The following is a 13,365-nucleotide window of genomic DNA, read 5'->3' as shown; positions in this document are numbered from 1 at the left end:
AAAGAAGCAGGGCAACTTCAAAAATCAGTCACGCATCTGGCGGATTTCTGAAGGTTCCTTGAAGAGCCAAACGCTCAACCAACGAACTGTTTTAGTATGGAAAACCGTTTTACCGCGGTGTATCACGGTCAATATTATTAACCACGGCGAAAACTAAAGCTTCAAAGCTTAAGGGATCACGATGCAGAACGGCGCAATGAAGGCCTGGCTGGATTCCTCCTATCTGGCGGGTGCAAACCAGTCTTACATAGAGCAACTCTATGAAGACTACTTAACCGATCCTGGTTCCGTTGACGATAGCTGGCGTTCGATTTTTAAACAGCTACCAACAGTGGGTGTGAAACCAGAGCAACTCCATTCTCAAACTCGCGACTACTTCCGCCGCCTGGCGAAAGATGCGTCACGTTACAATTCCTCCATCAGCGATCCTGAAACGGATGCCAAGCAAGTTAAGGTGTTGCAGTTAATCAATGCCTTCCGCTTCCGTGGTCATCAGAACGCGAACCTTGATCCCCTCGGCCTGTGGAAACTGGACGATGTACCGGATCTGGATCCTGCGTTCCATCATCTGACTGAAGCTGATTTCCAGGAAACCTTCAACGTCGGTTCTTTTGCCATTGGCAAGGAAACCATGCAGCTCGGCGAGCTGTATAAAGCCCTGAAGCAAACCTATTGCGGTTCCATTGGTGTGGAATACATGCACATCACCAACACCGAAGAGAAACGCTGGATCCAACAGCGCGTCGAATCCGTGGCCGGTCGTGCGAATTTCACCAATGACGAGAAGAAAACGTTCCTGAAAGAACTGACCGCAGCAGAAGGTCTGGAGCGTTATCTGGGCGCGAAATTCCCGGGCGCAAAACGCTTCTCTCTTGAAGGTGGCGATGCGCTGGTTCCGATGCTGAAAGACATGATCCGTCATGCAGGCAAAAACGGAACGCGCGAAGTGGTGCTGGGTATGGCGCACCGTGGCCGTCTGAACGTGCTGATCAACGTGCTGGGTAAAAAACCTCAGGACTTGTTCGACGAGTTCTCAGGCAAACATAAAGAACACCTGGGTACCGGTGACGTGAAATACCACATGGGCTATTCGTCTGATGTGGAAACCGAAGGCGGTATGGTTCACCTGGCGCTGGCGTTTAACCCGTCGCACCTGGAAATCGTGAGCCCGGTGGTTATCGGTTCTGTTCGTGCCCGTCGCGACCGTCTGGACGAAGCGCGCAGCAATATGGTTCTGCCAATCACCATTCACGGTGATGCGGCGATTACCGGTCAGGGCGTGGTTCAAGAAACCCTGAACATGTCGCTGGCACGCGGTTATGAAGTGGGCGGTACCGTGCGTATCGTCATCAATAACCAGGTGGGCTTCACCACCTCGAATCCGAAAGATGCGCGTTCTACCGATTACTGTACTGATATTGCGAAAATGGTGCAGGCACCGATTTTCCACGTCAATGCCGATGACCCTGAAGCGGTCGCTTTCGTGACCCGCCTGGCATTGGATTTCCGTAACACCTTTAAACGTGACGTCATGATTGATCTGGTTTGCTACCGTCGCCACGGCCATAACGAGGCCGACGAACCGAGCGCAACTCAGCCACTGATGTACAACAAGATCAAGAAACACCCGACGCCGCGTAAAATCTATGCTGACATTCTGACCGAGCAAAACGTGGCCAGTCTCGAAGATGCCACGGAAATGGTCAATTTGTACCGTGATGCGCTGGATGCGGGCGAGTGCGTGGTGGAAGAGTGGCGTCAGAATGACATGCACACTTTCACCTGGTCACCGTATCTGAACCACGAGTGGGATGAAGCTTACCCGAACAAGGTTGAGCTGAAACGCCTGCAGGAACTGGCGCGTCGCGTCAGCCATGTGCCGGATGCTATCGAAATGCAGTCACGCGTTGCCAAGATTTACGGCGACCGTAACGAGATGGCCGAAGGTAATAAGAAATTCGACTGGGGCGGCGCGGAAAATCTGGCGTACGCTACGCTGGTTGACGAAGGCATTCCGATCCGTCTGTCTGGCGAGGACATGGGGCGCGGCACTTTCTTCCACCGTCACGCCGTGATTCACAACCAGAAAAACGGTTCCGTGTATGTGCCGCTGTCGAACATTCATAACAGTCAGGGCATGTTCAACGTCTGGGATTCCGTGCTTTCTGAAGAAGCGGTGCTGGCGTTTGAATACGGTTATGCCACGGCTGAGCCGCGTACGCTGACTATCTGGGAAGCGCAGTTCGGCGATTTCGCCAACGGTGCGCAGGTGGTTATCGACCAGTTCATCAGCTCCGGCGAACAGAAATGGGGCCGCATGTGTGGTCTGGTGATGTTGCTGCCGCACGGTTACGAAGGGCAGGGGCCGGAGCACTCCTCCGCGCGTCTGGAACGCTATCTGCAACTTTGCGCTGAGCAAAACATGCAGGTTTGTATCCCGTCGACCCCGGCGCAGGTTTACCACATGATCCGTCGTCAGGCGTTGCGCGGTATGCGCCGTCCGCTGATCGTCATGTCACCGAAGTCTCTGTTGCGTCATCCTCTGGCGGTTTCTACGCTCGATGAACTGGCCAACGGCAGCTTCCTGCCAGCGATTGGTGAAGTAGACGAACTGGATCCAAAACAGGTTAAGCGCGTGGTGATGTGCTCAGGCAAGGTGTATTACGACCTGCTGGAACAACGTCGCAAAAACGAGCAAACCGACGTGGCTATTGTTCGTATCGAACAGCTGTATCCGTTCCCGCACAAAGCGATTCAGGAAGTGCTTGAGAAATTCTCACACGTACATGATTTCGTCTGGTGTCAGGAAGAGCCGCTGAACCAGGGCGCGTGGTATTGCAGCCAGCATAACTTCCGTGAAGTGATTCCTTTCGGGGCTTCTTTACGTTACGCAGGACGTCCGGCCTCTGCTTCTCCGGCAGTGGGTTACATGTCCGTTCACCAGAAGCAACAGCAAGATCTGGTTAACGATGCGCTGAACGTTAAATAACGCGTTGGCGTGAGTTAACACTATGGAACATAAGAAGGATTTATAATGAGTAGCGTAGATATTCTGGTCCCTGACCTTCCTGAATCCGTGGCAGATGCGACGGTTGCAACCTGGCATAAAAAACCGGGCGACAGCGTTGAGCGTGACGATGTACTGGTAGAAATTGAAACCGATAAAGTGGTTCTGGAAGTGCCGGCAAGTGAAGCCGGTATTCTGGACAGCATTATCGAAGATGAAGGCGCAACGGTCATTTCCCGTCAGATTCTGGCGCGCATTCGTCCGGGTAACAGCTCCGGCAAGCCAAGCACTGAGAAAAGCTCCGATAAAGAAGCGACTCCTGCTGCACGCCATACCGCCGCTCTGGAAGAAGAAAGCAACGACGCACTCAGCCCGGCAATCCGCCGTCTGATTGCCGAGCATTCTCTGGATGCCAACGCGATCAAAGGCAGCGGTGTCGGTGGTCGTCTGACCCGTGAAGATGTCGAGCAACACCTGGCGAAAGCCAAAGACGCGAAACCTGCGGCTGCACCAGCAGCGGCTCCTGCCGCGACCAGTGCTGCACCGGCTCTGGGTTCACGCAGCGAAAAACGCGTGCCGATGACCCGTCTGCGTAAGCGTGTTGCTGAGCGTCTTCTTGAAGCGAAAAACAGCACCGCAATGCTGACAACCTTCAACGAAATCAACATGAAGCCAATCATGGATCTGCGTAAGCAGTACGGTGATGGTTTCGAAAAACGTCACGGTGTACGCCTTGGCTTCATGTCTTTCTATCTGAAAGCCGTGGTTGAAGCGCTGAAACGTTACCCGGAAGTGAACGCCTCTATTGATGGCGAAGATGTGGTTTACCACAACTACTTCGACGTGAGCATCGCCGTTTCTACGCCTCGCGGCCTGGTAACGCCGGTTCTGCGCGATGTGGATACGCTGGGTATGGCTGACATCGAAAAGCAAATCAAAGAGCTGGCGATCAAAGGCCGTGACGGCAAACTGAAAGTGGAAGAGCTGACCGGCGGTAACTTTACGGTGACCAACGGCGGCGTCTTCGGCTCACTGATGTCGACCCCGATTATCAACCCACCGCAGAGTGCGATTCTGGGCATGCATGCCATTAAAGATCGTCCGATGGCGGTGAACGGTCAGGTTGTGATCTTGCCAATGATGTATCTGGCACTGTCCTACGATCACCGTCTGGTTGATGGCCGCGAATCTGTCGGCTTCCTGGTGACCATTAAAGAAATGCTGGAAGATCCGGCTCGTCTGCTGCTGGACGTTTAGTCCCCGGCAGAACGAAAGAAATAGAGATCGTAAAAATCTGTGGCACAGCCCGCTGTGCCCTGATAAGCCTTCCTACTAAAGAATGGATAGAACATCATGAATTTACACGAGTATCAGGCGAAACAGCTGTTCCTGCGCTACGGCCTGCCAGCACCAACGGGCTTCGCCTGTTCCACGCCGCGTGAAGCGGAAGAGGCTGCATCGAAAATCGGTGCCGGTCCGTGGGTGGTAAAATGTCAGGTTCATGCCGGTGGCCGCGGTAAAGCGGGCGGCGTGAAAGTCGTGAAAAGCAAAGAAGAAATTCGTGCTTTCGCTGAACACTGGCTGGGTAAACGTCTGGTGACTTACCAGACAGACGCACTGGGTCAGCCGGTTAACCAGATCCTGGTTGAATCCGCGACAGACATCGACAAAGAATTGTACCTTGGCGCTGTGGTAGACCGCAGCTCACGCCGCGTGGTGTTCATGGCGTCTACTGAAGGCGGCGTGGAAATCGAGAAAGTGGCTGAAGAAACGCCACACCTGATCCACAAAGTTGCACTGGATCCGCTGGCAGGTCCGCAGCCTTATCAGGGCCGTGAACTGGCATTCAAACTGGGTCTGACCGGTAAGCAGGTTCAGCAGTTCACCAAGATCTTCATGGGTCTGGCCAACATCTTCCTTGAGCGCGATCTGGCGCTGATCGAAATCAACCCGCTGGTGGTGACTACCGCAGGCGACCTGATCTGCCTCGACGGCAAACTGGGCGCAGACGGCAACGCATTGTTCCGTCAGCCAGAATTGCGTGAAATGCGCGATTACAGCCAGGAAGATGCCCGCGAATCTCAGGCAGCGCAGTGGGAACTGAACTACGTTGCGCTCGACGGCAACATCGGTTGCATGGTGAACGGTGCCGGTCTGGCAATGGGTACCATGGACATCGTGAAACTGCACGGTGGTGAACCGGCTAACTTCCTGGATGTTGGCGGCGGTGCGACCAAAGAACGCGTAACAGAAGCCTTCAAAATCATCCTGTCTGATGAAAAAGTGAAAGCCGTCTTCGTAAACATCTTCGGCGGTATCGTACGTTGCGACCTGATCGCCGACGGTATCATCGGTGCGGTGGAAGAAGTGGGCGTCAGCGTACCGGTTGTGGTGCGTCTTGAAGGTAACAATGCCGAGCTGGGTGCCAAAAAACTGGCAGACAGCGGTTTGAACATCATTGCAGCGACCAGCCTGACGAATGCGGCTCAACAAGTTGTCGCGGCAGTGGAGGGGAAATAATGTCGATTTTAATCAACAAGAACACCAAAGTTATCTGCCAGGGTTTCACCGGTAGCCAGGGGACTTTCCACTCCGAACAAGCCATCGCTTACGGCACAAAAATGGTTGGCGGCGTAACGCCAGGCAAAGGCGGCACTGAACATCTGGGTCTGCCAGTGTTCAACACCGTTCGCGAAGCGGTTGAGACCACCGGCGCGACGGCGTCTGTCATTTATGTTCCCGCACCATTCTGCAAAGATTCCATTCTGGAAGCGCTGGATGCAGGCATCAAGCTGATCATTTGTATCACTGAAGGTATCCCGACGCTGGATATGCTGGTGGTTAAAGTGAAACTGGATCAGAGCGATGCGGTCATGATCGGGCCAAACTGCCCGGGCGTGATCACCCCGGGCGAATGTAAAATCGGCATCATGCCGGGCCACATTCACCTGCCGGGCAAAGTGGGTATCGTTTCCCGCTCGGGTACGCTGACGTATGAAGCGGTTAAACAGACTACAGATTACGGCTACGGCCAGTCTACCTGTGTCGGTATCGGCGGCGACCCGATCCCTGGCTCTAACTTCATCGATATCCTGAAGCTGTTCCAGGAAGATCCGCAGACCGAAGTGATCGTGATGATCGGTGAGATCGGTGGTAACGCGGAAGAAGAAGCGGCGGCTTATATTCAGGCACACGTGACCAAACCGGTTGTGGGCTACATCGCCGGTGTGACTGCGCCAAAAGGCAAACGTATGGGCCACGCAGGCGCCATCATTGCCGGTGGTAAAGGTACGGCTGACGAGAAGTTTGCTGCACTGGAAGCTGCAGGCGTGAAGACTGTTCGCAGCCTGGCCGATATCGGCGAAGCCGTGAAATCTGTTCTGCCACAGTAAGTATTGCCCGTCGCGCTGTGCCATGTTCCGGCGCGAACTGAGTCATTTCATATGACTCTACGATTCGACATGTTGGCCACCTTCGGGTGGCCTTTTTTATTTTTAAGCTAAATATTTAACAATCGCCGATATGAGCTATATTTATTAACAGAGCACGATAGGTTCATTGGAAATAAAAAGTTAATAAATGGGTTTTAAAAGGTAGCGATTTAGATATTTAGCACAACCATAAAAACACAACAAATTAACAATAAATACACCATTAAAGATCAGTGAAACCAACGGTTAACATCCTGAAATGTTTTTTCAGAAATTGATGTAGATATTATAGAAATAAACAATGAGATAGGCTTAAATTGCGTCAGATCAATTACGACGATCTGTACTGTTTTGTCGTTAAATTGACCTGTACGCGGAAATCCGCTTTGGGTCACTAAAAAACCTATTTAATGTGTGGGATTACTGGCGTAACATAATGGTCCTGTAACATCAGTTTTTTGTATGTTTACTTTTCCCCGAGATTTTCCCGTTCATCAGCCTCTTAGAGGCTCGCTGGTCGTGTCTTTTCCGGGTATCAGAATGCCTTGAACGGCTTCACTCAGCTGAACTCTGCATTTCTGTTCTACACACATTTGAATACTGGTAGTCATGAGGCGTTCCGGCAACCGGTTCGTCAAAGATCGCAATTTGGGGTCTTCCTCCGAGGAGCAAGGGGTCAAGATGTTTGATATCGTTGAACTGTCGCGTTTACAGTTTGCTTTAACAGCCATGTACCATTTCCTATTTGTCCCATTAACGCTGGGTATGGCGTTTATACTGGCAATTATGGAAACGGTGTATGTGCTTTCCGGCAAACAAATCTATAAAGATATGACCAAATTCTGGGGCAAACTTTTTGCAATTAACTTTGCAATTGGCGTTGCTACCGGTTTAACCATGGAATTCCAGTTCGGGACTAACTGGTCATATTTCTCACATTACGTCGGTGATATCTTCGGTGCGCCTCTGGCGATTGAAGGTTTGATGGCGTTCTTCCTGGAATCAACATTAGTCGGCCTCTTCTTCTTCGGTTGGGATCGCCTGTCTAAAGTTCAGCACATGGCGGTGACCTGGTTTGTTGCCCTCGGCTCAAACCTGTCTGCTTTGTGGATCCTGGTGGCGAACGGCTGGATGCAAAACCCGATTGCTTCAACCTTCAACTACGAAACCATGCGCATGGAAATGGTCAGCTTCTCCGAGCTGGTTCTGAACCCGGTTGCGCAGGTTAAATTCGTACACACCGTTGCATCCGGTTATGTGACAGGTGCGATGTTCGTTCTGGCTATCAGCTCTTACTACCTGCTGAAAGGTCGCGATGTGGGCTTTGCAAAACGCTCTTTTGCAATCGCGGCAAGCTTCGGTCTGGCGGCTGTACTGTCTGTTATCGTGCTGGGTGATGAATCCGGTTACGAAATGGGTGACGTACAGAAAACCAAACTGGCGGCAATCGAAGCAGAGTGGGATACCCAACCTGCACCGGCCAGCTTCACGCTGTTCGGCCTGCCAAATCAGGACAAAATGGAAAATGAATACTCCATTCAGATCCCTTATCTCCTCGGCCTGATTGCAACGCGTTCTGTGGATACGCCGGTCACCGGTCTGAGAGACCTGATGGCGCAACATGAAGTACGTATCCGTAACGGGATGAAAGCGTACAACCTGCTGGAAGAGTTACGCGCAGGGAATACCGATCCAACCGTTCGCAGTGACTTTGAAAAAACCAAGCAAGACTTGGGCTACGGTATGTTGCTGAAACGCTATACCGACAAAGTGACCGATGCGACTGACGCACAAATCCAGAAAGCGACGAAAGATTCTATTCCGCGCGTTCTGCCTCTGTACTTCGCATTCCGTATCATGGTTGCCTGCGGCATCCTGATGCTGGTTCTGATTGGTCTGTCATTCTTCGCAGTGGTTCGCGGCAAAATTGGCGAAAAACGCTGGCTGCATCGCGCCGTGTTGTTTGGCCTGCCATTGCCATGGATTGCGGTTGAGTCTGGCTGGTTCGTTGCGGAATACGGCCGTCAGCCGTGGGCGATTGGTGAAGTCTTACCAACGGCCATTGCGCACTCCTCATTGACGGTCGGTGATGTGCTGTCATCAATGATCCTGATCTGCGGCTTGTACACCCTGTTCCTGGTCGCTGAGATGTTCCTGATGTTCAAATATGTACGCCTCGGGCCAAGCAGCCTGAAAACAGGGCGCTATCATTTTGAAAAACCTTCAGCCCCGCTTGAGCAAGCTCAGTAATTAGGGAGTCCGACTATGTTCGATTATGAAAGTTTACGGTTCATCTGGTGGGCGCTGATTGGCGTGCTGTTTATCGGCTTCGCGGTCACCGATGGATTTGATATGGGTGTGGGGATTCTGGTGCGGATCATCGGTAAAACCGATACCGACCGCCGGATCATGATCAATGCGATCGCCCCGCACTGGGACGGCAACCAGGTCTGGCTGATCACTGCCGGTGGTGCGTTATTTGCTGCGTGGCCGATGGTTTATGCAGCAGCGTTCTCGGGTTTTTATGCGGCGATGGTTCTGGTGCTGTGTGCATTGTTCTTCCGTCCGCTGGGCTTTGATTACCGTTCAAAACTCGATAACGCGCGCTGGCGCGGAATGTGGGACTGGGGCATCTTCATTGGTAGCTTCGTGCCATCGCTGGTCTTTGGTGTGGCCTTCGGTAACCTGTTACAGGGCGTGCCGTTCCACATTGATACCGACCTGCGCCTGTTCTATACCGGTAACCTGATTCAGCTGCTGAATCCGTTTGGTATTCTGGCCGGTCTGGTCAGCCTGACCATGCTGATTACACAGGGCGCAACGTATCTGCAAATGCGTACTGTCGGCGAACTGCATCTGCGTACCCGTAATGCCTCGCAGATTTCTGCGCTGATCATGATGGTTTGCTTCCTTCTGGCGGGTATCTGGCTGGTTAAAGGGATTGATGGCTTCACCGTGACTTCCGTACTGGATCACGCGGGCCCGTCAAATCCGCTGCACAAAACGGTTTCTCATGAAGCGGGCGCATGGCTGGCTAACTTCAACAAGATCCCCGCTTTGTGGGCTATCCCTGCACTGGGTGTGATTCTGCCGCTGCTGACAATCCTGTTCTCCCGTTTGAATAAAGCGGCGCTGGCTTTCGTCAGTAACTCACTGACTATCGCCTGTGTGATCCTGACGGCCGGTATCACTATGTTCCCGTTCGTCATGCCGTCAATCACTGATCCTAACGTCAGCCTGACCATGTGGGATGCAACGTCTACCTTACTGACGTTGAGAGTGATGACCGTTGTGGCGTGTATCTTTGTGCCAATCATCCTGATTTACACCTCATGGGCGTATTACAAGATGTTCGGTCGCCTCGATAAAGCGTACATCGAGAACAACAAGCATTCGCTGTATTAAGGAGAAAACCATGTGGTATTTTGCCTGGATCCTCGGCACCTTGCTGGCTTGCTCGTTTGGTATCATGACCGCGCTGGCACTTGAGCACAGCGAAGCCAACAAAGCTGCAAAAGAAGAGAAGTAACGATGAGTGTGATCGCGGATAAAGTTTACGCCATCACAGACAAGGGCCCCTTGCGGGCCCTTTCCCTTGTGATGTCGCTGCTGCTTGCCGGTTGTGTTTTCTGGAAACCGGGCATGTTTGCCTCGTCGACCAGCCAGCTGGAAGTGTGGCACGGGCTCATTCTGATATGGGCTGTTTGTAGCGGTGTTATTCACGGTCTGGGTTTTCGTCCGAAAAATTCGGTGTGGAAATCATTTTTTTCACCGTTACTGGCGATGATCGCACTGGCTGCGGGTCTGTTTTACTTCTTCAGCTGACTTTTATCGTCTTAAAAATACACAGATTTACAGTAATCTTCCTATGGGCCGCTCCGGCCCATAATTATTTTCGTTCCGGCATTGCAACCCATTCCCAACCCCAATTCTCTTGCGTATAGTAGTGCCGTCAAATTGCATTACGGGATGTAGAGTGAGTAATTCGTTGTTCCGATGGCCGGTTCGTGTCTATTACGAAGACACAGACGCGGGAGGTGTGGTCTACCATGCCCGATACGTCGCCTTTTTTGAAAGGGCTCGCACAGAGATGTTGCGCCAACGCAATTTTCACCAGCAGCAGTTGCTGGGAGAACACGTCGCTTTTGCTGTCCGCCGCATGACGGTCGAATACTTTGCACCAGCTCGCTTAGATGACTTGCTGGATGTTCAGAGTGAGATTACGTCCATTCGCGGAGCTTCTCTTACTTTTGCACAACGAATTCTTGATTCGCATGGAAACCTTCTGAGTTCTGCAGAAGTGTTGATTGCATGCATTGATCCACACCAAATGAAGCCCCGAGCGCTTCCTAAGTCTATTGTCGCGGAGTTTAAGCAGTGACTGACATGAACATTCTTGATTTATTTTTGAAGGCCAGCATCCTGGTCAAGCTGATTATGCTTGTCCTGGTGTGCTTTTCTATCGCGTCCTGGGCGATCATCATTCAACGCACGAAAGTGCTGAATGCCGCCACCCGCGAGGCAGAAGCGTTCGAAGATAAATTCTGGTCCGGTATTGAGCTTTCCCGTCTGTATCAGGAAAGCCAGGGCCGTCGCGAAACCCTGAGCGGGGCAGAGCAAATCTTCCATTCTGGTTTTAAAGAATTCGCCCGTTTACATCGTGCCAACAGCCACGCGCCAGAGGCGGTGATTGAAGGGTCTTCACGTGCAATGCGCATTTCCTTTAACCGTGAACTCGAATCCCTTGAAACACACATTCCTTTCCTTGGCACCGTCGGTTCCATCAGCCCGTATATCGGCTTATTCGGTACGGTCTGGGGGATCATGCACGCCTTTATCGGTTTAGGTTCCGTGAAACAAGCGACCCTGCAAATGGTTGCTCCAGGTATCGCAGAAGCACTGATTGCTACGGCGATTGGTCTGTTCGCCGCTATTCCGGCGGTTATGGCGTACAACCGCCTTAACCAGCGCGTGAACAAGCTTGAGCAAAACTACGATAACTTCATGGAAGAATTCACGGCTATCCTGCACCGTCAGGCTTTCTCTCGCGAAACCAGCAGTAACTAAAGGGGGAGAGTATGGCTCGTTCACGAGGTCGTCGTAACCGGCGCGAAGGTAAGTCGGAGATCAATATCGTTCCGCTGCTGGACGTACTGCTGGTTCTGTTACTGATTTTTATGGCGACAGCACCGATTATTACCCAGAGCGTGGAAGTTGACTTACCTGATGCGACGGATTCTAAAACGGTGTCCAGCGATGATAACCCGCCTGTGATTGTTGAAGTTTCAGGCGTTGGTCAATACACCATTGTGGTGGATCATCAGCGTATGGAACAACTGCCTGAACAACAGGTTATCGCAGAAGCGACCAGCCGTATTCAGGCCAATCCGAAGACGGTATTCCTGATCGGTGGCGCAAAAGATGTGCCTTATGATGAAATCATCAAGGCGCTGAATATGCTGCATCAGGCTGGCGTGAAGTCAGTCGGATTGATGACACAACCTATCTGAGGATAGGTAATTTGTAACACTTATTTGAAACCCGGCATTCCCTGGCTTGCTAAAAGAGTAAGTCAGGCGCTACAGGATCCCGGGTTTTTAGTAATCCTGTCTTGGGAAATCTATTTTGGTAAAGGCAACTGCAACTGAACAAAACGATAAGCTCAAACGCGCCGTTATTGTTTCGGTCGTTCTGCATATCATCATTATAGCCCTGTTGATTTGGGGATCGCTGGACGAAGATACCAGCATGAGCGGTGGCGGCGGCGGTAGCGATATCTCAGCCGTAATGGTTGATCCAAGTGCTGTGGTCGATCAGTACAACCGTCAGCAACAGCAACAGGCTGATTCCCAACGTGCTGCAGCAGCGCGTCAGAAAAAATCAGAGCAACAGGCTGAAGAGCTTCAGCAGAAACAGGCCGCAGAACAGCAACGTCTGAAAGAGCTTGAAAAAGAGCGTCTTCAGGCACAGGAAGATGCGAAGCAGCAGGCGCAGGAACAGGCTCAGCAGCAGAAACAAGCCGCTGAACAACAGAAACAAGCGCAGCAGGCTGCTGAGCAGGCGAAAGAACAACAGAAGCAGGCCGAAGCTGCTGCTGCACAGGCGAAAGCTGAAGCGGCAAAAGAAGCGGCTCAGGCTAAGGCCGATGCGGCGAAAGAAGCTGCAAAAGCGCAGGCTGATGCACAGAAAAAAGTCGCAGCCGAAGCGAAGAAACAGGCTGAAGCTGAAGCCGCAGCAGCGGCCGCGAAAAAACAGGCCGAGGCTGACGCGAAGAAAGAAGCGGCTGCTGAGGCGAAGAAACAAGCTGCCGCAGAGGCTAAAGCTCAGGCTGCCGCCGATGCAAAAGCGCAAGCTGACGCAGACGCCAAAGCTGCGGCGGACGCGAAAGCCGCCGCAGCCGCTGAGAAGAAAGCTGAAGCGGCTGCAGCTGCCAAGAAAGCCGCAGCCGATAAGAAAGCGGCCGCTGCCGCTGCCGCAAAAGAATCTGCTGACGCCAATAACTTATTTGACGGGCTGGCCGATTCTAAAAATGCGCCGAAAGGTTCAACGGGCGGTGGGGCTTCTGCTCCGGCAGGTAAAGGAACGCAGAAAAAGGCGGGTGCATCCGGTGCCGATATTGCTAACTATGGCAGCCAGATAAAGGCGGCTATCGAGAGCAGATTCTATGACGCGTCATCGTATGCGGGTAAAACCTGTTCATTGCGCGTTAAAATGAACCCGGATGGCTCGCTTATCAGCGTGTCAGCGGAAGGTGGGGATCCGGCACTTTGTCAGGCAGCGCTTGCCGCAGCCCGACAGGCGAAGTTCCCGAAACCGCCTTCTGAAGCAGTCTATGAAGTCTTTAAAAATGCTCCGATAGATTTTAAACCGTAGAAAGACGAAAATAATTTCTTTTCAGATTTTTACGATAGATTGCAGGGTGTAATT

The 13,365-nt window shown here is 52.1% G+C and carries 12 protein-coding genes; all 12 read left to right on the top strand.

Annotated features, from left to right (window positions below):
* Positions 1-181: 181 nt before the first annotated feature.
* The 12 genes from sucA (at position 182) to tolA (ending at position 13,311) form a co-directional block, all read left to right on the top strand.
* Positions 182-2,989 carry a 2-oxoglutarate dehydrogenase E1 component gene (gene sucA, locus IV433_RS10620; RefSeq protein ID WP_195814168.1) on the top strand — a complete coding sequence of 936 codons (2,808 nt, stop codon included), beginning with the start codon at positions 182-184 and terminating at the stop codon, positions 2,987-2,989.
* 45 nt (positions 2,990-3,034) lie between these two features.
* Positions 3,035-4,264 (top strand): 2-oxoglutarate dehydrogenase complex dihydrolipoyllysine-residue succinyltransferase, encoded by a 1,230-nt coding sequence (gene odhB / locus IV433_RS10615; protein ID WP_101077380.1) that lies wholly within the window; start codon positions 3,035-3,037, stop codon positions 4,262-4,264.
* A 96-nt stretch (positions 4,265-4,360) separates the two neighbouring features.
* Entirely contained in the window at positions 4,361-5,527 is a 1,167-nt protein-coding gene (gene sucC / locus IV433_RS10610) for an ADP-forming succinate--CoA ligase subunit beta (RefSeq protein WP_101077379.1), read from the top strand.
* Positions 5,527-6,399 (top strand): succinate--CoA ligase subunit alpha, encoded by an 873-nt coding sequence (gene sucD / locus IV433_RS10605; RefSeq protein WP_195814167.1) that lies wholly within the window; start codon positions 5,527-5,529, stop codon positions 6,397-6,399. The genes sucC and sucD overlap by 1 nt, the downstream gene beginning before the upstream one ends.
* A 720-nt stretch (positions 6,400-7,119) precedes the next feature.
* Positions 7,120-8,688 carry a cytochrome ubiquinol oxidase subunit I gene (cydA, locus tag IV433_RS10600; protein ID WP_165059470.1) on the top strand — a complete coding sequence of 523 codons (1,569 nt, stop codon included), beginning with the start codon at positions 7,120-7,122 and terminating at the stop codon, positions 8,686-8,688.
* Positions 8,689-8,703: 15 nt separating this feature from the next.
* Positions 8,704-9,843, top strand: a complete 1,140-nt coding sequence (cydB, locus tag IV433_RS10595) for a cytochrome d ubiquinol oxidase subunit II (RefSeq protein ID WP_195814166.1) — start codon at positions 8,704-8,706, stop codon at positions 9,841-9,843.
* A 10-nt stretch (positions 9,844-9,853) separates the two neighbouring features.
* Positions 9,854-9,967, top strand: a complete 114-nt coding sequence (gene cydX, locus IV433_RS10590) for a cytochrome bd-I oxidase subunit CydX (RefSeq protein WP_101077375.1) — start codon at positions 9,854-9,856, stop codon at positions 9,965-9,967.
* A gap of 2 nt (positions 9,968-9,969) precedes the next feature.
* Positions 9,970-10,263, top strand: coding sequence for a cyd operon protein YbgE (gene ybgE / locus IV433_RS10585; protein WP_195814165.1), 294 nt, complete (start codon positions 9,970-9,972; stop codon positions 10,261-10,263).
* 151 nt (positions 10,264-10,414) lie between these two features.
* A complete protein-coding gene (ybgC, locus tag IV433_RS10580) occupies positions 10,415-10,819 on the top strand; it encodes a tol-pal system-associated acyl-CoA thioesterase (RefSeq protein WP_095921211.1) in 405 nt (134 codons plus the stop codon).
* Positions 10,816-11,505: a Tol-Pal system protein TolQ gene (tolQ, locus tag IV433_RS10575; RefSeq protein ID WP_013576430.1), complete on the top strand. Its 690-nt coding sequence runs from the start codon at positions 10,816-10,818 to the stop codon at positions 11,503-11,505. The genes ybgC and tolQ overlap by 4 nt, the downstream gene beginning before the upstream one ends.
* Positions 11,506-11,516: 11 nt before the next feature.
* The gene (tolR, locus tag IV433_RS10570) at positions 11,517-11,948 is read left to right on the top strand and encodes a colicin uptake protein TolR (protein ID WP_013576429.1); all 432 of its coding nucleotides are present in this window, start codon (positions 11,517-11,519) and stop codon (positions 11,946-11,948) included.
* A 115-nt stretch (positions 11,949-12,063) separates the two neighbouring features.
* Positions 12,064-13,311, top strand: coding sequence for a cell envelope integrity protein TolA (tolA, locus tag IV433_RS10565; protein ID WP_195814164.1), 1,248 nt, complete (start codon positions 12,064-12,066; stop codon positions 13,309-13,311).
* Positions 13,312-13,365: the final 54 nt, after the last annotated feature.

Source organism: Rahnella laticis (assembly GCF_015644585.1).
GTDB classification, from domain to species: domain Bacteria; phylum Pseudomonadota; class Gammaproteobacteria; order Enterobacterales; family Enterobacteriaceae; genus Rahnella; species Rahnella laticis.
The sequence above is the reverse complement of the archived record's forward strand: the minus strand, read 5'-3'. Positions and strand labels throughout refer to the sequence as shown.

Excerpts from the sequence above, each read along its gene's own strand:
- cydX (WP_101077375.1), top strand. The coding sequence starts at position 9,854 with ATGTGGTATTTTGCCTGGATCCTCGGCACCTTGCTGGCTTGCTCGTTT.
- sucD (WP_195814167.1), top strand. The coding sequence starts at position 5,527 with ATGTCGATTTTAATCAACAAGAACACCAAAGTTATCTGCCAGGGTTTC.
- odhB (WP_101077380.1), top strand. The coding sequence starts at position 3,035 with ATGAGTAGCGTAGATATTCTGGTCCCTGACCTTCCTGAATCCGTGGCA.
- sucC (WP_101077379.1), top strand. The coding sequence starts at position 4,361 with ATGAATTTACACGAGTATCAGGCGAAACAGCTGTTCCTGCGCTACGGC.
- cydA (WP_165059470.1), top strand. The coding sequence starts at position 7,120 with ATGTTTGATATCGTTGAACTGTCGCGTTTACAGTTTGCTTTAACAGCC.
- tolR (WP_013576429.1), top strand. The coding sequence starts at position 11,517 with ATGGCTCGTTCACGAGGTCGTCGTAACCGGCGCGAAGGTAAGTCGGAG.
- cydB (WP_195814166.1), top strand. The coding sequence starts at position 8,704 with ATGTTCGATTATGAAAGTTTACGGTTCATCTGGTGGGCGCTGATTGGC.
- sucA (WP_195814168.1), top strand. The coding sequence starts at position 182 with ATGCAGAACGGCGCAATGAAGGCCTGGCTGGATTCCTCCTATCTGGCG.
- ybgE (WP_195814165.1), top strand. The coding sequence starts at position 9,970 with ATGAGTGTGATCGCGGATAAAGTTTACGCCATCACAGACAAGGGCCCC.